Genomic DNA, 18,298 nt, shown 5'->3' with positions numbered 1-18,298 from the left:
CCGGCCGGGGAAACGCGCGCCGGCGCCGGACCCGGACCCGCGCCCGCCGGGATGAAGCCCACACGCGCCGGACCCGGACCCACGCCCGCCGAGAGGCAACCTCCGCTCGCCGGAAGGTAATCGACGTGCGGCCCGCAGCCGTCCTCCACTACCGTCGGCGCCCATGACTCCTCCCCGTGTACGTCCCCCCTTCGTGGCAGACGAGCGGCACCAGCTGGTCGGCTGGCTCGACATGCAGCGTGCGATCGTCCACTACAAGTGCGAGGGCCTCGCGGAAGCGGACGCCCACCGGGCCGTCCTGCCGAGCTCGCCCCTGATGACGGTGGCGGGCCTCATCTCCCATCTGCGGTGGACCGAGAACGCCTGGTTCGAGGTCCTCTTCCTCGGCCGGCCCGCCGACGGCCCGCAGTTCGCCGAGTCGCCGGAGGACGCCGACATGCGGGTCGAGGGCGTCCCGCTGGCACGGCTGCTGGAGGACTACGAGCGGCAGTGCGCGATCTCGAACGAGATCATCGCGGCCCACTCGCTCGACGAGACCGGCAGGCACCCCGACTACGAGTCGTCCGCCGCGTCCCTGCGCTGGATGCTGATCCACATGGTGGAGGAGACCGCCCGGCACGCCGGTCACCTGGACACCGTCCGGGAACTGCTCGACGGGGAGAAGGGCTACTACTGACCGCCGCCCGGCCGGCGCCGTTGACGGGCCGATGCCGCTGCTGCCGGCGCGAGCGCGGGGAGCCGGAGCCCGGGCGGTCGGGCGGTCGGGCGGTCGGGCGGTCGGGCGGTCAGCCTGGGCGTGTCGCCGAGGGTGCTGCCCGAGGGCCGGGCTACTCGCCGCCCTCGACGGCCTTCTCGTCCATCCAGACGACCTCCCAGATGTGGTGGTCCGGGTCCTGGAAGGAACGGCCGTACATGAAGCCGTGGTCCTGCGGCTCGTTCGCCGGCGAGCCACCGGCCGCGAGGGCCGCGTCGGTCAGCTCGTCGACCTTCTCGCGGCTCTCGGCGCTCAGCGCGACGATCACCTCGGTGCTGGTGGCGGCGTCGGCGACGTCCTTCCTGGTGAAGTCCTTGAACCGGGCCTCGGTCAGCAGCATCGCGAAGATGGAGTCGCTGATGACGAGGCAGGCGGCGGTCTCGTCGGTGAACCGGGGGTTGAAGGTGTAACCGACCGCCTCCCAGAAGGCCTTCGACGCGTCGAGGTCCTTCACCGGCAGGTTCACGAAGATCATCTGGGTCATGGCGGGTGCCTCTCTCGTGGTCGTCGTCGCGCCCTGGGGCGTCGTCCGTCGTGGGGTAGACCCGGGGTGTGCGCCGGACTCATCGCCGCAGCGGGAACATTTTCCGGATTCAGCACCTCCGTTTCGCCGGGCGGGCCCGGCGGGGCGGGTGCACACGACCGTCGGCCCGATGCGGGGCTGAACCACCGGGGAGCGAGTCGGGCCGCCGTCCGGCGGGCGTCGGAGCGCGGCGCGACGCGGCGGCGGGCGTCGGAGCGCGGCGCGACGCGGCGGCGGGCGTCGGAGCGCGGCGCGACGCGGCGGCGGGCGCGGCGGTCCGTTCGCCCCGCCCCGTCCGGGACGCCTCCACGTCACCCGTCGTTGACGCTGTGTCAACTCCTCACTTCTATGGTCCGTTGGCGCGAGACCCCGTCCCGCCGCCCGGCGGGCCGGGGCAGTCACGACTTCCCCTGGAGTGACAGTGGAACGACGCAGCTTCCTGCGCGGAGCGGTCATCGGCACGTCCGCGGCGGCCTTCGGCGGCACGCTGTGGCAGGGTGCCGCCTCCGCGGCCCCGGCCCAGCCCGGCGCCGGGCCGTACGGGGCGCTCGGCTCGGCCGACGCCAACGGCATCCGGCTGCCGGCCGGATTCACCAGCAGGGTGATCGCCCGGTCCGGGCAGAAGGTCGCCTCCACCTCGTACACCTGGCACAACGCCCCCGACGGCGGGGCCTGTTTCGCCGACGGCTCCGGCTGGATCTACGTGTCCAACTCGGAGATCAACCCTTCCGGCGGGGCGAGCGCGGTCCGGTTCTCCTCGGCGGGCGCGATCACCGGGGCGTACCGGATCCTGTCGGGCACCCGCACCAACTGCGCGGGCGGGAAGACCCCGTGGAACACCTGGCTGTCGTGCGAGGAGGTCAGCCTCGGCTACGTCTACGAGACCGATCCGTGGGGCGTGCAGGCCGCCGTCCGCCGCGACGCGATGGGCCGGTTCAAGCACGAGGCCGCGGCCGCCGACCCGGTCCGCAAGGCGGTGTACCTGACCGAGGACGAGTCCAACGGCTGCCTCTACCGCTTCCTCCCCACGACCTGGGGCGACCTGTCCTCCGGCACGCTCCAGGTGCTGGTCGCCGGCACCGCGACCGCCGGGTCGTTCAGCTGGGCGAACGTGCCCGATCCGGACGGCTCCCCCACCGCGACCCGCAGCCAGGTGTCCGGAGCGAAGAGGTTCAACGGCGGAGAGGGCTGCCACTACGCCAACGACACCGTCTGGTTCACCACCAAGGGCGACAACCGTCTCTGGCAGCTCAACCTCACCAGCGGCACCTATGAACTCGCCTATGACGACTCGCTGGTGACGGGCGGCTCGGCCCCGCTCACCGGCGTGGACAACGTCACCGGCTCGTCCTCCGGCGATCTGTTCGTCGCGGAGGACGGTGGCAACATGGAGATCTGCCTCATCACCCCCGACGACGTCGTCGCGCCGTTCCTGCGGATCAGCGGCCAGTCCGGCTCGGAGATCACCGGACCGGCCTTCTCCCCGGACGGGCGGCGGCTGTACTTCTCCAGCCAGCGCGGCACCAGCGGCAGCTCGTCGGGCGGCATCACCTACGAGGTGACGGGACCGTTCCGGGCGTAAGCACCCCCGGCGGCTCCGGATCACGCTGGGCGCGGCCCCTCAGCAGGGCCGTGCCCAGCGGCGTCATCGTGTGCAGCACCGCGTTCCCGTTCCGCAGCGTGACCACGAGCCCGGCCTCCCGCAGCACGCACGCGTGCTGGCTGGCGGAGGCGAGCGACACCCCCGCCCTGCGGGCGAGCTCGCTCGTCGTGCAGCCGCTGCCGATGGACTGCAGCACCGCCGAGCGGGTGTGCCCCACCAGCCTGCCCAGCGACAGCCCGTCCCGCTCCCACGTCACCGGGGACCCGGTGTGCGTCACGGGGTAGACCAGCACCGGCGGCAGGTCCGGGTCCCGGCGGACGACGGGCGTGCCGCGGCAGAAGTACGACGGCTGCAGCAGCAGCCCGCGCCCCTCCAGCCGCAGTTCGCGGTCCACCGGGTAGTCGGCCTCCAGCACCGGCGCCCGCCAGCGCAGCATCGGCGGCAGGGAGGCCAGCAGCTCGTCCGCTCCCCCGTCGAGCAGGGCCCGGCCGCGCACGGCACGATCGGCCTCCACCGCGGCCTGGACGTGCGGCCAGTACGGCTCGATCGCCGACCGGTGGTAGCTGCGCAGCGCCCCCACGAGCCGGCCCATCGGCCCGTCCGCGCCCTCGGCGAGCCCGGCGAGCCGGCCCGTGAGCACGGAGTGCGGCCGCTCCGCGGCGAGCAGGGCCAGCTCGGCACCGAGCCTGCGCGCCGGGGTGGCGCGCACCGCCTCCAGGCCCTCCTCCAAGCCCTCCAGCGCCTCGGGCGGAGTCAGGAAGTCCGGGAAATAGCCTCGCTGCGGAACGAGGGCCGCGAGGAGCCGTGTTTCACCGTTCAGCCGGGCCCGGGTTTCCGTCCGCCATTCCCCGAAGACGGTGGCGCCGCGCCGGTCCCGTAAACGGTGGAAACTCAGAATCGCTTCCCACAAAACGTCCGGTCTGGCCGCCATCCGCACCCTGGCGAGGTCTTCACCGGTGAAGTGGATTCGCAGCACGGAACCCCCACTGTTGCATCCGCAATCGCCCCCGTCACTGAGTATGCATGCAATCACAGGACGTTACCACGGTGTTTCAGCCACAGTTGAAACGCATCGCGCAACAGGGTGGTCAACCGAAAAGCTGTACGACGTCGGGCACGAAACCTTCGGGTACCGAGGGGCGAGGCAAAGACCGTGGGGGGCTTTCCGCGCCTGGCGGCGGTCGGCGGAGGTTGCGGCTCCGTGTCCGGCATCGGTAATGGGGCGCGGCCGGCGGGTGGGGATCCGTCGACCGCGCCCCGCCTGTTCTTTGCTCAACGAATGGCGAAAATCAAGCTCCCGTTAAACGCACTACTGGTCCGTCATTCAACAGGGCCCGTCGGCGGCGGACCCGCCGGGCCAGGACCCGCCCGCTACCGGAATCGCCAAAAGGAAACGAGCGGGACAGACACCTCCGCACAAGGTGCCCGTCCCGCTCGTCCTCGGTGCACCGGGACCGCCGGCCGGTCGGTGAGGGTCGAGGACCACCGACGGCCCCGGGTTCGGGGGCGGGAATCAGCGCCGCCGACGGCTTCCGCCGCCGGCGCTCGCTCCCGTCAGCGGCTGTCGCTCCCGGAGGACTGCGCCGCCGCGCGACCCGCCTCCAGACGGGCCACGGGGATCCGGAACGGCGAGCAGGAGACGTAGTCCAGGCCCACCTCGTGGAAGAAGTGCACCGACTCCGGGTCGCCGCCGTGCTCGCCGCAGACGCCGAGCTTCAGGTCCGGTCGGGTGGCCCGGCCGGCCGCGGCCGCGTTGCGCACCAGCGAACCGACGCCGTCCTTGTCGATCGTCTCGAACGGGCTGACTCCGAAGATGCCCTTCTCCAGGTAGGCCGTGAAGAAGCTCGCCTCCACGTCGTCCCGGCTGAAGCCCCACACGGTCTGGGTGAGGTCGTTCGTGCCGAACGAGAAGAACTCGGCCGCCTCCGCGATCTGGGCGGCGGTCAGCGCGGCACGCGGCAGCTCGATCATCGTGCCCAGCGCCAGCTTCAGCTCCACGCCGGTCCTGGCCTCGACCTCCGCGATGACCTCCTCGGCCTCCTCGCGGACGATCTCCAACTCCTGGACCGTGCCCACCAGCGGGATCATGATCTCGGCACGCGGGTCTCCCTTGGCGTTCCTCCGCTCCGCCGCGGCCTCCGCGATGGCCCGCACCTGCATGGTGAACAGGCCGGGGATGACCAGACCGAGACGGACGCCGCGCAGGCCCAGCATCGGGTTCTGCTCGTGCAGCCGGTGCACCGCCTGCAGCAGGCGCAGGTCGTTCTCGTTGGCGTCCTTGCGGGCCTCCGCGAGCGCCACGCGCACCGACAGCTCGGTGATGTCCGGCAGGAACTCGTGCAGCGGCGGGTCCAGCAGCCGCACCGTCACCGGCAGCCCGTCCATCGCCTCGAAGAGCTCGACGAAGTCCTTCTTCTGCAGCGGCAGCAGCGCCTTCAGCGCCTCCTCGCGCTCGTCGTCGGTGTCGGCGAGGATCAGCTTCTCGACCATCTCGCGGCGCTCACCGAGGAACATGTGCTCGGTGCGGCACAGCCCGATGCCCTGGGCACCGAAGCGGCGGGCACGCAGCGCGTCCTCGGCGTTGTCGGCGTTGGCCCGTACCCGCAGCCGGCGCACCCGGTCCGCGTAGGCCATGATCCGGTGCACGGCCTGGACCAGCTCGTCGGCGTCGTCGGCGCCCGCGTGCATCCGGCCCTCGAAGTACTCCACCACCGGGGACGGCACGACCGGGACCTCGCCGAGGTACACCTTGCCGGTGGAACCGTCGATGGAGACGACGTCGCCCTCCTCCACGACCGTGCCGTTCACCGTCATCCGGCGGCGCTTGGTGTCGACCTCCAGCTCCTCGGCACCGCAGACGCAGGTCTTGCCCATGCCGCGGGCGACGACGGCCGCGTGGGAGGTCTTTCCGCCGCGGGAGGTCAGGATGCCCTCGGCCGCGATCATGCCATCGAGGTCGTCCGGGTTGGTCTCACGGCGGATCAGGATGACCTTCTCGCCGGAACGGGACCACTTGACGGCCGTGTAGGAGTCGAAGACGGCCTTGCCGACCGCCGCACCCGGGGAGGCGGCGATGCCCCGGCCGAGCTTCTCGACCTGGGCGGCCTCGTCGAAGCGCGGGAACATCAGCTGTGCGAGCTGCGCGCCGGTGACGCGCTGGAGCGCCTCGGCCTCGTCGATGAGGCCCTGGTCCACGAGCTGGGTGGCGATGCGGAAGGCGGCACCCGCGGTGCGCTTGCCGACCCGGGTCTGCAGCATCCACAGCTGGCCGCGCTCGATGGTGAACTCGATGTCGCACAGGTCCTTGTAGTGCGTCTCCAGCGTCTCCATGATCTGCATCAGCTGGTCGTACGACTTCTTGTCGATCGACTCCAGGTCCGCGAGCGGCACCGTGTTGCGGATACCGGCGACGACGTCCTCGCCCTGCGCGTTCTGCAGGTAGTCGCCGTACACGCCCTGGTGGCCGGAGGCGGGGTCGCGAGTGAACGCGACACCGGTGCCGGAGTCCGGGCCGAGGTTGCCGAAGACCATGGAGCAGACGTTGACCGCGGTGCCGAGATCGTGCGGGATGCGCTCCTGACGGCGGTAGAGCTTCGCCCGGTCGCCGTTCCAGGAGTCGAAGACGGCCTTGATGGCCAGATCCATCTGCTCGCGCGGGTCCTGCGGGAAGTCGCGGCCGGTCTCGGACTTGACGATCTTCTTGAACTGCTTGACCAGCTTCTTCAGGTCGGAGGCGTCCAGGTCGGTGTCGACCGTGACCTTCTTGGCTTCCTTGGCGCCCTCCAGGGCGTCCTCGAACAGCTCGCCGTCGACGCCGAGGACGGTCTTGCCGAACATCTGGATGAGCCGGCGGTAGGAGTCCCACGCGAAGCGGTCGTCGCCGGCCTGCTTGGCGAGGCCCTCCACCGACGTGTCGGACAGACCGATGTTCAGGACCGTGTCCATCATCCCGGGCATGGAGAACTTGGCCCCGGAGCGTACGGACACCAGCAGCGGGTCGTCGGCCTGGCCCAGCTTCTTGCCCATGCGCTGCTCCAGCGCGTCGAGGTGCGCACTCACCTCGTCACGCAGTGCCGCGGGCTCCTCACCACTGTCGAGGTAGACCTTGCAGGCCTCCGTGGTGATGGTGAAGCCCGGGGGGACGGGCAGACCGAGGTTGGTCATCTCGGCGAGGTTCGCACCCTTGCCACCGAGGAGGTCCTTGAGGTCCTTGTTGCCCTCGGTGAAGTCGTAGACGAACTTCTGATCTTTGTTTTCCGACACGGGTCTCGACTCCTCGAGGACTCGGTGGCTGCCCTGACGGCGAGGAACATACCCAGATCGAAGGCACCTGGGTACGTCCACTTGTCCGTCATTCGGCCGTAACCACCCGTCCGCCAGCAGATCACAGGTTACCGATGCGTAAAGCCGGAGCCTTGGCACCTTCATCCCTCGAAGAGCGCTTGACCGAAAGCGGAAAATCGCCGCTCACATGAGCACCATCCAAGGCATCTGAGTTCAATTATTGAACACGGAAGGGGTGGCACTCAGTGCCACCCCTTCCGAAGTCACAGTCACCCCGAGAGCGCTCATCTGAGCGCAACCCCTATCAGAGGTGGCGAGAATCACGCCGCCGGCAACGACCGGATCCCACCATCCGGACCCGCTCGCAGCCGGATCCGGACCGGCCTCCCGAACCGCCGCCCGGTCAGCCCCCGGACGTGTCCAGCTCGGCATCCTCGCTCACACCTGCACAGTCGTACGGGTCCCTCAGCCAGCCGTCCGGCAGCACGACCCGGTTGTTCCCCGACGTACGCCCCCTCGGACCGTCCGCACCCGACGGCCACGGCTGGTCCAGGTCCAGCGCGCTCAGCTGAGCGCGCAGCTCCTCCAGCGACGACGTCACCGCGAGCCGCTTGCGCATCTCCGACCCGACCGCGAACCCCTTCAGATACCACGCCACGTGCTTACGGAAGTCGATCACGCCACGGGACTCGTCCCCGATCCACTCCCCCAGCAGTCGCGCATGGCGCACCATCACGTCCGCGACCTCACGCAACGAAGGCCGAGCAAAGGCACCCGACCCCTCGAAGGCGCTGACCAGATCCCCGAACAACCACGGCCGACCCAGGCAGCCGCGCCCCACGACCACCCCGTCGCAACCCGTCTCCCGCATCATCCGCAGCGCGTCGTCCGCCGACCAGATGTCGCCGTTGCCCAGCACCGGGATCTCCGGCACATGCTCCTTCAGGCGCGCGATCGCGTCCCAGTCCGCCGTACCGCCGTAGTGCTGAGCCGCGGTACGCCCGTGCAGGGCGATCGCCGTGACGCCCTCGTCGACCGCGATCCGCCCCGCGTCGAGATACGTGATGTGATCGTCGTCGATGCCCTTGCGCATCTTCATCGTCACCGGCAGATCACCCGCGTTGCCGACCGCCTCGGCCAGGATCGCCCGCAGCAGGTTCCGCTTGTACGGCAGCGCCGAACCGCCGCCCTTGCGGGTCACCTTGGGCACCGGGCAGCCGAAGTTCAGATCGATGTGATCGGCCAGGCCCTCGTCCACGATCATGCGGACCGCCTTGCCGACCGTGACCGGGTCCACCCCGTACAACTGGATCGAACGCGGCGTCTCCGACGCATCGAAGTGGATCAGCTGCATCGTCTTCTCGTTGCGCTCGACCAGCGCCCGGGTCGTGATCATCTCGCTCACGAACAGCCCCTTGCCCCCGCTGAACTCCCTGCAAAGGGTGCGGAACGGTGCGTTGGTGATGCCGGCCATGGGCGCGAGCACCACCGGGGGCTGCACGGCATGCGGGCCGATGGACAGCTTCGAGGGCTGGGCGAGCGTGGTCATTCGACCATTGTCGCGCACTGTCAAGTTCATTAGTTAGCCGTACTATGCATATATGTCCGCGTCCGGCACGCCCCGGGCCCACCCGCTGACGAACGCGCGGGTACGCCCCCTCGGGACGAGGAAACCGCCGGTACGCCACACCGCTACGGTGAGTGGTCGACGCGACACACACGGCCGAACCTGGCCGCGGGCACGAGGGAGGGCGCATCATGACACTGATGCTTGAGCGACCGACGACCATAGAAGCCGCCCGTGGCACACCGCAGTTCGAAGCGCTGTGCGACACGCTGCTGAGCATGGAGGTGCCCGACGGCTACCGGGCAGAGATCGTCCGGGGAAACATCGTCATGTCGCCATGGTCCCGGGGCTTCTACCTGCCCGTCATGGAGTCCGTCCTGGACCAGCTGAAGCCGGAACGCCCGCAAGGCCACATCATGTCCTCGACTCCGTTCCTGTTCGCCTTCCCCGGCGAGGAACGGGCGTACGGCCCCGACATCTACGCCGCCGCGCCCTCCGCCTTCCGGACGGATTCCCGGTACGTCGACGGCGAGGCCCTCTCCTTCGTATGCGAACTCACCTCTTCGGCGACCCGGCTCGTGGACTGGCAGGACAAGGTCCCCGTCTACGGCAGGGCAGGCGTGCCCGTCTACCTGCTGCTGGACATGCAGGAGCAGACGGCCACCGTGTTCTGGGAGCCCTCCGCCAAGGGCTATCTGGCCCGGCGGACGGCCCCGTTCGGCGAGAAGCCGGAGATCCCCGACCCGTTCGGCTGCGAGCTCGACACCGGCGTGTTCGAGGTGCCCGCCGACGCCACCGAGGGCTGAGCTCAGCCCTCGTCGCACGTACGGGCCCGAGCGCCCTCCCGGGTCCGGGCCCGGGACGTGGCCCGCTGGGGGTGGCGGCGGACGTACTCCGCCTCCAAGGCGCCCATCCGGGAAGTGTGCGTCTGCAGAGCGTCGTCGGAGCCGTACAGCAGGGTCTCGTGGCGGGTGCGGTGGATGGCCTCCAGCTCCTTCAGCAGCTGCCCGTCCTCCAGCCGCTCCGGCGGCACTCCGCGGTCCTGCTCGGCCATGACACACACCTCCGGTAGGTACGCCCCTTCCATCATGGCCCGGGATCGGGCGACCGCATCCGAAGACGAAGAGGGCCCGGACCACCAGGGTGGGTGATCCGGGCCCTTCGACGTGAGATGGCGTCAGCGCTGTGTGTCGCTCGCGTCCTGGGACGCCTCGTTGAGAGCGACCTCGGCGCCCTGGGTGCGCTCGCGCATCTTGCGCAGGAGCTCCTGCTTCTGGTCGGCGGCCGTCCGGCGGTCTGCCTGGCTCGCCGGACCGTTGCCCTGCTGGTCGGCGCGGGACAGCTTTCGGCGCTGTCCGCCCACGCCGAGGAGGTTGTTACGACCCTTGGCCACGGGGTTCTCCCATCGTGGTGAGAAGTGATCCGGATGTCAGCTGGTGGGGGCGGGAGGTGGCCGCCGCACTCTCACTCGTAGATCTGGAAGAAGGAGGACATGCGGCGACGGTACCGGTCGAGGGCGGGGCGGACACCCGATTTTTCGGCCTGGTGGCATGCGTCGCGCGCTCCACTAATCGATGACGACTGACAAATATTGACATCTGTCAGTCATCATGCCATAGTTGTCAGCGTTAGCGATCCCCTCCCCCGAGGAGCCGTGCCATGACCTCCCCCAACACCCCGGCCTCCCCCGTGCACCACCCCCTCCCGACCCGTCCGCTCGGCGCCACCGGCCCCCGGGTCTCAGCGATCGGCCTGGGCGCCATGGGCATGTCGGCGCTCTACGGCGACGCTGATCGCTCGGAGTCCATCGCGACGATCCACGCCGCCCTGGACGCCGGCGTGACGCTGATCGACACGGGCGACTTCTACGGCATGGGCCACAACGAGATGCTGATCGGCGAGGCACTGCGTGCCGCTCCGGCGGCGGCCCGCGAGAAGGCGCTGATCAGCGTGAAGTTCGGGGCGCTCCGCGACCCGGACGGCGGCTGGTCCGGCTATGACGGCCGCCCCGCGGCGGTGAAGAACTTCGCCGCCTACTCGCTGCAGCGGCTGGGCACCGACCACATCGACGTCTACCGCATCGCCCGTGTCGACCCGGGCGTGCCGGTGGAGGAGACGGTCGGGGCGATCGCCGAGCTGGTCGAGGCGGGGCACGTCCGGCACATCGGCCTGTCCGAGGTCGGTGCCGACACGCTGCGCCGTGCGGCTTCCGTCGCCCCGATCACCGATCTGCAGATCGAGTACTCGCTGATCTCCCGCGGCATCGAGGACGCGATCCTGCCCACGGCGCGGGAGTTGGGTATCGGTGTCACGGCGTACGGCGTGCTGTCCCGCGGTTTGATCTCCGGGCACTTCAGCGGGGACCGGAAGCTGGCGGCCAATGACTTCCGTGGCATGAGCCCGCGCTTTCAGGGCGTCAATCTGCTGCACAACCTCGATCTCGTGGAGCAGTTGCGCAAGATCGCGGAGCAGAAGGGCGTTTCGGTCGCCCAGCTGGCGATCGCGTGGGTGCTGTCACGTGGCGAGGACATCGTTCCGCTGGTGGGTGCGCGGCGCCGGGACCGGTTGGCGGAGGCGCTGGGGGCGCTGGGCGTGACGTTCGGGGAGGACGAGCTCGCGGCGATCGAGCGGGCCGTTCCGCGGGGGGGCCGCGGCGGGTGAGCGTTACCCGGCGGCGCAGATGGCGCATCTCGACAGCGAGCACTGACGTGTCGCGGCGCGCGGCCGTGATCGGGCACGACCGGGGCCGGTCGGCGGGGTCCCCGTCGGCCGGCCCCGGTCGTGCCGGCCGTGCTGTGCCTGGGGGCCGTCCGCTCCGTGCCTGCGGTGCCCGTCGTGCTTGCTGCGCATGTCGTGCCGGGCGTCCGGCTGGTCCGGGTCGTGTCGGTGGGGAAGGGTAACGTCGGTGCCATGTCCACCACGGAGACCCTGACCGCCGACCGCATCCTCGAGGCGACCGAGGAGGTGCTGCGTCGTTTCGGTCCGTCCAAGGCGACGGTCGTCGATGTGGCGCGCGTCCTCGGGGTGAGTCACGGCAGTGTGTACCGGCATTTCCGTACGAAGGCGGCGCTGCGTGAGGCGGTGACGGCTCGCTGGCTGGGCCGTACCGAGGAGTTGCTGTCGGAGATCACGGAGGGGCCTGCCGGTTCGGCGGAGGAGAAGTTGCGGGCGTGGTTGTCGCGTCTGTTCGAGGCGAAGCGTCACAAGGCGGGTGACGATCCGGAGTTGTTCGCCACATACGCGGTGCTGATCACGGAGGCCAGTGATGTGGTGGACGAGCATCTGGTGGTGCTGGTCAGCCAGGTGACGCGGATCGTCGAAGAGGGGGTGCGCGGCGGGGAGTTCGAGGCCGTGGATCCGGTGTCGGTGGCGCAGGCGGTGTTCGACGCGACGGCGCGTTTCCATGATCCGGTGTTTGCGCCGGAGTGGCGGAGGCCGTCGATCGACGACGAGTTCCGTGCGGTGTGCGAGTTGTTGTTGCGTGGTCTGCGGGTCTGACGGTCGCCGCCGTTCAAGGTCCCTCGCAGGGGCCGGGCCGGCACGGGGAGTGTGGTCCGGGCTGTGGTGTCCGGCTCGGGGTCGTCGTGTCCGGCTCGGGGTCAGTCGTTGCGGGTGCGGTTGCCCGGGTCGACGGTGGCCTGGTGGGCCTCGGCGAGGTGTTCCTCGGCCTTGAGCCAGGGGAGGAATTGGGCGCCTTTGCGCCAGCCGCAGGTGTCGCAGGTGAGTGCCTTCTGTACGCCTGCTTTCCGGACGCGGACGGTGTGTTCGCGTCCGTGCTGGTCCCATCTGCTGACTTTGCTGCTGGTGGTGGACGGCATGGTGTGCCTCCTCTGCCGGCGGTCGACGAGTGGGCCCAGTGTGCATGAAGGCCCCCGGTTCCGTACCCGGGACGCTGTTGGCGAATTCGGGGGCTCGGTCACTTCGCCCCGTCGAGCGTGAGCTCGACGGGGCGAAGTGCTGCGAAGTGGCTGGTGCGGGTGCGGGCTCGGGGTGTTTGGGTGAGATGGGCGTCGATGCGGGCGAGGTTGATCGCGGCCCCGGTGAGTTGGTGTTGCAGGGCGGTCTTCGCGAGGCCGAGGTAGCGGGATCTGCGCAGGCCGCACCGCTGGGTGGCTTGGGAGATGGTGCCTTCGACACCGGCGCGGGTCTTGTAGCGCTCTTCCTCCACCAGACGGTCCCGGAACTCCGACAGCACCGAGAAGTCGAACCCCGGATCACTCAGTTCCAGCCCGAGGGCGTACTTGAAGTCGATCCTTGCCCGCACCGCCTCCGCGGCCTGCCGGTCGGTCAGCCCCTCCACAAACTGCAACACCAGCACAAGCGCCAACCGCCCCGGCGACCAGGCAGGCTTGCCCCGCGCCGGGAACAGGTCCGCGAACTCCTCATCCGTGAACAGCGGCCCCAACTCGTCTCGGACCCGGATCGCCAAGCTGCCTCTGGGGAACGCAGCCCGCGCCACCCGCACCGTCTCCGCCGGGACCTCACTCGGCCCGCCCGGCTGCATCGACATCCGCACCCACCCCATACGACAACGTCGGCCTTCAAGACCACAACCGGGTCTTGAAGGCCGACGTCACGCGAGCCCCCGAATTCGCCAACAGCGTCCCGTACCCGGAACCGGGGGCCTTGTTGCCGTCGCGGGGGTGAACGTCAGCAGCCGAGGAGGCGGGTGGCGAGGTAGCCCTGGATCTGGTCGAGGGAGACGCGTTCCTGCTTCATGGTGTCGCGTTCGCGGACGGTGACCGCGTTGTCGTCGAGGGTGTCGAAGTCGACGGTGACGCAGTAGGGGGTGCCGATCTCGTCCTGGCGGCGGTAGCGGCGGCCGATGGCACCGGCGTCGTCGAACTCGATGTTCCAGTTCTGCCGGAGGTCGGCGGCGAGGCCCTTGGCCTTCGGGGAGAGCTGGGGGTTGCGGGACAGCGGCAGGACGGCGACCTTCACCGGGGCGAGGCGGTGGTCGAGGCGCAGGACGGTGCGCTTCTCCATGACGCCCTTGGCGTTGGGGGCTTCGTCCTCGTTGTAGCCGTCGAGAAGGAAGGCGAGCATGGTGCGGCCGACGCCGGCGGCGGGCTCGATGACGTAGGGGGTCCAGCGCTCGCCGGCTTCCTGGTCGAAGTACGACAGGTCGGTGCCGGAGGCCTTGGAGTGGGCGCCGAGGTCGTAGTCGGTGCGGTTGGCGACGCCTTCGAGCTCGCCCCATTCGCTGCCGCCGAACTGGAAGCGGTACTCGATGTCGGCGGTGCGCTTGGAGTAGTGGGAGAGCTTCTCCTTGGGGTGCTCGTACCAGCGCATGTTCTCCTCACGGAGACCCAGGCCGGTGTACCAGTTCCAGCGCTGCTCCATCCAGTACTCGTGCCACTTCTCGTCCTCGCCGGGCTTGACGAAGAACTCCATCTCCATCTGCTCGAACTCGCGGGTGCGGAAGATGAAGTTGCCGGGGGTGATCTCGTTGCGGAAGGACTTGCCGACCTGGGCGATGCCGAAGGGCGGCTTGCGGCGGGAGGTCTGCTGGACCTGGGCGAAGTTGGTGAAGATGCCCTGGGCGGTCTCGGGGCGCAGGTAGGCGACGGAGCCGGAGTCCTGGGTGGGGCCGAGGTGGGTGGAGAGGAGGCCGGAGAACTGCTTGGGCTCGGTGAACTGGCCCTTGGTGCCGCAGTGGGGGCAGTTGATGTCGGTCAGGCCGCCCGACGGGGCGTGACCGTGCTTCTCCTCGTAGGCCTCTTCGAGGTGGTCGGCGCGGAAGCGCTTGTGGCAGGAGGTGCACTCGGTGAGCGGGTCGGTGAAGGTGGCGACGTGGCCGGAGGCTTCCCAGACCTCGGTCGCCAGGATCACCGACGAGTCGATACCGACGACGTCCTCGCGCGAGGTGACCATGTAGCGCCACCACTGGCGCTTGATGTTCTCCTTGAGCTCGGTACCCAGCGGTCCGTAGTCCCAGGCGGCGCGCTGGCCGCCGTAGATCTCGCTGCTGGGGTAGACGAACCCACGGCGCTTGCTCAGGTTGACGATCGTGTCGATCTTGTCGGCGGCCACGGTGCTCTCTTCATTACGACGACGAAGTGCGAATGCTTCAGATTACCGGCGCTCGTACCCCCTGTATCAAATCGGTTCGCCTCCTCGTTCGCGGAATCGGATGCGTGGGGGGCGTGCCATCGGATCCGATGTCGTCGCCGGACCTGTACCAGTCCGGGTGATGGGTGATGCACGTTCCGTTCTCTCGGTGGAGGATTCGGGTGCCGGTTTCGTCCGTGGGGGCCGGCGCAGGTGGGGGCGGGGGTGGTGGTCGTGGGATGATCGGAAGCGATGATTCAATTGACAATCGTTTCCACTTTTGTTGAAAATGACTGTCATGAACGTACGCCGCCTCATACCGACCACCGCCCTCGCGGGAGCGACCGCGCTGGGCCTCGTCACGCTCTCGGCCTGCTCGGGTGCGTCCTCGGCCGGAGGCGACAAGGCCGACGGCAGGCTGGACGTGGTGACGTCGTTCTACCCGATGCAGTACCTGGCCGAGGAGATCGGCGGTGACCATGTCGAGGTCACGACGCTGACGAAGCCGGGTGTGGAGCCGCATGATCTGGAGCTGAAGCCCAGGCAGGTGTCGGAGCTCCGCCAGGCCGACTACGTCCTCTATCTGAAGGGCGTGCAGCCCGCCGTCGACGAGGCGATCGCGCAGTCCGGCGTCGAGCACACGGTGGACGCCGCGACCCTGACCGAGCTGGAGAACCACGGCACCGAGGTCGGCCACGACCACGGTCACGAGGGTGAGGAGCACGAGGGCGAGGAGCACGGCGCCGGTGCCGATCCCCATGTCTGGCTGGACCCGGTGAAGTACGCCGAGGTCGCCGAGGGCGTCGGGGACTCTCTGGCGAAGGCCGACCCGGCGCATGCCGCTGACTACCGGAAGAACACCCGGATGCTGGTCGGCAAGCTGAAGGCGCTGGACGCGAAGTTCACCGACGGTCTGAAGAACAGCACCACCAGGACCTTCATCACCACCCATTCCGCCTTCGGCTATCTCGCCGAGCGGTACGGGCTGGACCAGCACGGCATAGCCGGGCTCGACCCGGAGTCCGAGCCGAGCCCGGCCCGGATCAAGGAGCTCCAGTCGGTCGCGAAGCAGGAGAAGGTGTCCACGATCTTCTTCGAGACGCTGGCCAGTGACCGCACGGCGAAGACACTGGCGAAGGACACGGGGCTTCGGACGGACGTCCTGGACCCGCTGGAGGGCATCACGGACAGGTCCGAGGGTGACGACTACCTGTCGGTGATGGAGTCCAACCTCGCCGCGCTGCAGAAGGCGCTCGGCGCGAAGTGACAGTCGTTTCACCGGCCGTTTCGGCAGGAGCAGCATCGGAGGCGAAGCCCATGGAGCCCGTCGCAGAGCCCGTCATATCCGTCCGCGGGGCCCGGGCCACGCTGGGTTCGCGTCCCGTGCTGCGCGGCGTCGACCTCACCGTGGAGCGCGGTGAGGTCGTGGCGCTGCTCGGCGCGAACGGCTCGGGGAAGTCGACGGCCGTGCGGTCGGTGATCGGCCAGGTGCCGCTCACCGGTGGTTCGGTGTCGTTGTTCGGTACGGAGCTGCGCCGTTTCCGTGCGTGGTCGCGGGTGGGTTACGTACCGCAGCGCACGACCGCGGTGAGCGGGGTGCCGGCGACGGTCCGGGAGGTGGTGGCGTCCGGTCGGTTGTCGCGGACGAGGCTGGGTTGGCCGTCGAAGGGCGACCGTGCGGCGGTGCGACGGGCGATCGGTCTCGTCGGACTCGCCGACCGGGCGAGGGACTCGGTGAGCGCCCTGTCGGGCGGGCAGCACCAGCGGGTGCTGATCGCCCGTGCGCTGGCCGCGGAGCCGGAGCTGCTCATCATGGACGAGCCGATGGCGGGTGTGGACCTGGCCAGTCAGGAGATCCTCGCCGGGACGCTGCGGGAGCAGGTGGCGGCCGGGACGACGGTGCTGCTGGTGCTGCACGAGCTGGGCCCGCTGGAGCCGTTGATCGACCGGGCGGTGGTGCTGCGGGACGGCTGTGTCGTCCATGACGGGCCGCCTCCGCGTGCCGTGGGCCAGCATGCGCTGCCCGGCCACGACCACGTTCATCCGCATGCGGCCGACGAGCCGCTCCGCACGGGACTGCTGAGCTGATCATGGAATTCCTCCAGGACCCCTTCATGCAGCGGGCGCTGCTGGCCGCCGTGCTGGTGGGCGTCACGGCTCCGGCCGTGGGCATTCATCTGGTGCAGCGCAGGCAGGCGCTGATGGGCGACGGCATCGGACATGTCGCGTTGACCGGTGTCGGTCTCGGTTTCCTGCTGTCCACGAACCCGGTGTGGATGGCGGCTCTGGTCGCGGTGGTCGGTTCGGTGGCGATGGAGCTGATCCGGGCCTACGGGCGCACGCGCGGTGACATCGCGCTGGCGATGCTGTTCTACGGCGGTATGGCGGGCGGTGTGATGCTGATGAATCTCAGCGGCACCGGGTCGAACGCCAATCTCACGTCGTATCTGTTCGGTTCGCTGTCCACGGTCTCGGACGAGGACGTCGTGGCGATCTGTCTGCTGGCGGGCTTCGTGCTGCTGGTGACGGTGGGGCTGCGGCGGCAGCTGTTCGCGATCAGCCAGGACGAGGAGTTCGCGCGGGTCACGGGGCTGCCGGTGCGGGCGCTGAATCTGCTGGTGGCGGTGACGGCCGCGTTGACGGTGACGGTCGCGATGCGTGTGGTCGGGCTGCTGCTGGTGAGCGCGCTGATGGTGGTGCCGGTGGCGGCGGCGCAGCAGGTCACGCGTTCGTTCGCGGTGACGTTCGTGGTGGCGGTGGCGATCGGTGTGGCGGTGACGCTGGCCGGTACGGTCACCACGTACTACCGGGACGTGCCGCCGGGTGCGACGATCGTGCTGCTGGCGATCGCGGTGTTCTTGCTGTTCACGGCGCTGGCGACGCCGCTGGCGCGGCGGCGGTCGCGGGTGGTCGAGGCGTTGGCCGGGGCTGCGGGGACGGAGTGCGACGTGGACGTTCCGGCGACCCGCCGTCCGGCGGGTGACGCCGCGGTCTGACCGGTGCCCGTGGCGGGCCTGGCAGAATGGCCGTCGAGGAGCGGCGGAACGTAAGGAGGTACCTGTGGCGACGGCTGGACCCCCCGTGCGCGGCCGGTCGACCCGCCAGCGGGCCGCGGTGGCGGCGGCGCTGGACGAGGTGGACGAGTTCCGCAGTGCGCAGGAGCTGCACGACATGCTCAAGCACCGCGGCGATTCGGTCGGCCTGACGACGGTCTACCGGACGCTGCAGTCGCTCGCCGATGCCGGCGAGGTCGATGTGCTGCGCACGAGCGACGGCGAGGCGGTGTACCGGCGTTGTGAGTCGGGTGAGCACCACCATCATCTGGTGTGCCGGGTGTGCGGCAAGGCGGTCGAGGTCGAGGGCCCGGCTGTGGAGCAGTGGGCGGAGACGATCGCGGCGCAGCACGGCTATGTGAACGTGGCGCACACGGTGGAGATCTTCGGTACGTGCGTGGAGTGCGCGAAGAAGTGATCCCGTGATCCCGTTCGCGCACCCGTGACCGCGGGGCGCGGCGGG

17 protein-coding genes and 1 pseudogene are annotated in these 18,298 nt (G+C 69.6%); 9 read left to right on the top strand and 9 right to left on the bottom strand.

What is annotated here, in order from left to right; genetic code table 11:
- Positions 1-163 precede the first annotated feature (163 nt).
- Entirely contained in the window at positions 164-676 is a 513-nt protein-coding gene (locus O7595_RS22825) for a DinB family protein (protein ID WP_269730493.1), read from the top strand.
- Positions 677-827: 151 nt separating this feature from the next.
- On the opposite strand, the gene O7595_RS22820 is transcribed toward O7595_RS22825, so the two are convergent.
- Positions 828-1,238, bottom strand: coding sequence for a VOC family protein (locus tag O7595_RS22820; protein WP_269730492.1), 411 nt, complete (start codon positions 1,236-1,238; stop codon positions 828-830).
- A gap of 460 nt (positions 1,239-1,698) precedes the next feature.
- Between O7595_RS22820 and O7595_RS22815 the strand changes: the two genes are divergently transcribed.
- Positions 1,699-2,859 carry an alkaline phosphatase PhoX gene (locus O7595_RS22815; RefSeq protein ID WP_269730491.1) on the top strand — a complete coding sequence of 387 codons (1,161 nt, stop codon included), beginning with the start codon at positions 1,699-1,701 and terminating at the stop codon, positions 2,857-2,859.
- On the opposite strand, the gene O7595_RS22810 is transcribed toward O7595_RS22815, so the two are convergent.
- From O7595_RS22810 to dusB, 3 genes are all read right to left on the bottom strand, one after another.
- Positions 2,825-3,856 carry an ArsR/SmtB family transcription factor gene (locus tag O7595_RS22810; protein ID WP_269730490.1) on the bottom strand — a complete coding sequence of 344 codons (1,032 nt, stop codon included), beginning with the start codon at positions 3,854-3,856 and terminating at the stop codon, positions 2,825-2,827. The two genes, O7595_RS22815 and O7595_RS22810, sit on opposite strands and share 35 nt — an antisense overlap.
- 578 nt (positions 3,857-4,434) lie before the next feature.
- Entirely contained in the window at positions 4,435-7,143 is a 2,709-nt protein-coding gene (ppdK, locus tag O7595_RS22805) for a pyruvate, phosphate dikinase (protein ID WP_269730489.1), read from the bottom strand.
- Positions 7,144-7,567: 424 nt separating this feature from the next.
- A complete protein-coding gene (gene dusB, locus O7595_RS22800) occupies positions 7,568-8,713 on the bottom strand; it encodes a tRNA dihydrouridine synthase DusB (protein WP_269730488.1) in 1,146 nt (381 codons plus the stop codon).
- 209 nt (positions 8,714-8,922) lie between these two features.
- On the opposite strand from dusB, the gene O7595_RS22795 reads away from it, so the two are divergent.
- Positions 8,923-9,537, top strand: coding sequence for a Uma2 family endonuclease (locus O7595_RS22795; protein ID WP_269730487.1), 615 nt, complete (start codon positions 8,923-8,925; stop codon positions 9,535-9,537).
- A 2-nt stretch (positions 9,538-9,539) separates the two neighbouring features.
- On the opposite strand, the gene O7595_RS22790 is transcribed toward O7595_RS22795, so the two are convergent.
- On the bottom strand, positions 9,540-9,785 hold the full coding sequence (locus O7595_RS22790) for a DUF6158 family protein (RefSeq protein ID WP_269730486.1): 246 nt from the start codon (positions 9,783-9,785) through the stop codon (positions 9,540-9,542).
- Positions 9,786-9,908: 123 nt separating this feature from the next.
- On the bottom strand, positions 9,909-10,124 hold the full coding sequence (locus O7595_RS22785; RefSeq protein WP_269730485.1) for a DUF6243 family protein: 216 nt from the start codon (positions 10,122-10,124) through the stop codon (positions 9,909-9,911).
- Positions 10,125-10,492: 368 nt separating this feature from the next.
- On the opposite strand from O7595_RS22785, the pseudogene O7595_RS22780 reads away from it, so the two are divergent.
- Positions 10,493-11,438: pseudogene (locus tag O7595_RS22780) on the top strand (aldo/keto reductase).
- Between the two features lie 203 nt (positions 11,439-11,641).
- Positions 11,642-12,229, top strand: coding sequence for a TetR family transcriptional regulator (locus O7595_RS22775; RefSeq protein ID WP_269732586.1), 588 nt, complete (start codon positions 11,642-11,644; stop codon positions 12,227-12,229).
- 101 nt (positions 12,230-12,330) lie between these two features.
- On the opposite strand, the gene O7595_RS22770 is transcribed toward O7595_RS22775, so the two are convergent.
- From O7595_RS22770 to O7595_RS22760, 3 genes are all read right to left on the bottom strand, one after another.
- Complete coding sequence (locus O7595_RS22770; RefSeq protein WP_269730484.1) at positions 12,331-12,549, bottom strand: hypothetical protein; 219 nt, start codon at positions 12,547-12,549, stop codon at positions 12,331-12,333.
- A gap of 98 nt (positions 12,550-12,647) precedes the next feature.
- Positions 12,648-13,241, bottom strand: a complete 594-nt coding sequence (locus O7595_RS22765; RefSeq protein WP_269730483.1) for a transposase — start codon at positions 13,239-13,241, stop codon at positions 12,648-12,650.
- 140 nt (positions 13,242-13,381) lie between these two features.
- Positions 13,382-14,764, bottom strand: a complete 1,383-nt coding sequence (locus O7595_RS22760; RefSeq protein WP_269730482.1) for a glycine--tRNA ligase — start codon at positions 14,762-14,764, stop codon at positions 13,382-13,384.
- A gap of 316 nt (positions 14,765-15,080) precedes the next feature.
- Here O7595_RS22760 and O7595_RS22755 point away from each other — a divergent pair, with 316 nt between their 5' ends.
- The 4 genes from O7595_RS22755 (at position 15,081) to O7595_RS22740 (ending at position 18,253) form a co-directional block, all read left to right on the top strand.
- A complete protein-coding gene (locus O7595_RS22755; RefSeq protein WP_269730481.1) occupies positions 15,081-16,049 on the top strand; it encodes a metal ABC transporter substrate-binding protein in 969 nt (322 codons plus the stop codon).
- 50 nt (positions 16,050-16,099) lie between these two features.
- The gene (locus O7595_RS22750; protein ID WP_269730480.1) at positions 16,100-16,870 is read left to right on the top strand and encodes a metal ABC transporter ATP-binding protein; all 771 of its coding nucleotides are present in this window, start codon (positions 16,100-16,102) and stop codon (positions 16,868-16,870) included.
- Positions 16,867-17,778 carry a metal ABC transporter permease gene (locus O7595_RS22745; RefSeq protein WP_269732585.1) on the top strand — a complete coding sequence of 304 codons (912 nt, stop codon included), beginning with the start codon at positions 16,867-16,869 and terminating at the stop codon, positions 17,776-17,778. The genes O7595_RS22750 and O7595_RS22745 overlap by 4 nt, the downstream gene beginning before the upstream one ends.
- Before the next feature lie 64 nt (positions 17,779-17,842).
- Positions 17,843-18,253 carry a Fur family transcriptional regulator gene (locus tag O7595_RS22740; protein ID WP_269730479.1) on the top strand — a complete coding sequence of 137 codons (411 nt, stop codon included), beginning with the start codon at positions 17,843-17,845 and terminating at the stop codon, positions 18,251-18,253.
- The last annotated feature ends 45 nt before the right edge of the window (positions 18,254-18,298 follow it).

Origin of the sequence: Streptomyces sp. WMMC940, assembly GCF_027460265.1 — a bacterium.
Classification (GTDB): Bacteria; Actinomycetota; Actinomycetes; order Streptomycetales; family Streptomycetaceae; genus Streptomyces.
This window is presented reverse-complemented; position numbering and strand designations above follow the sequence as displayed.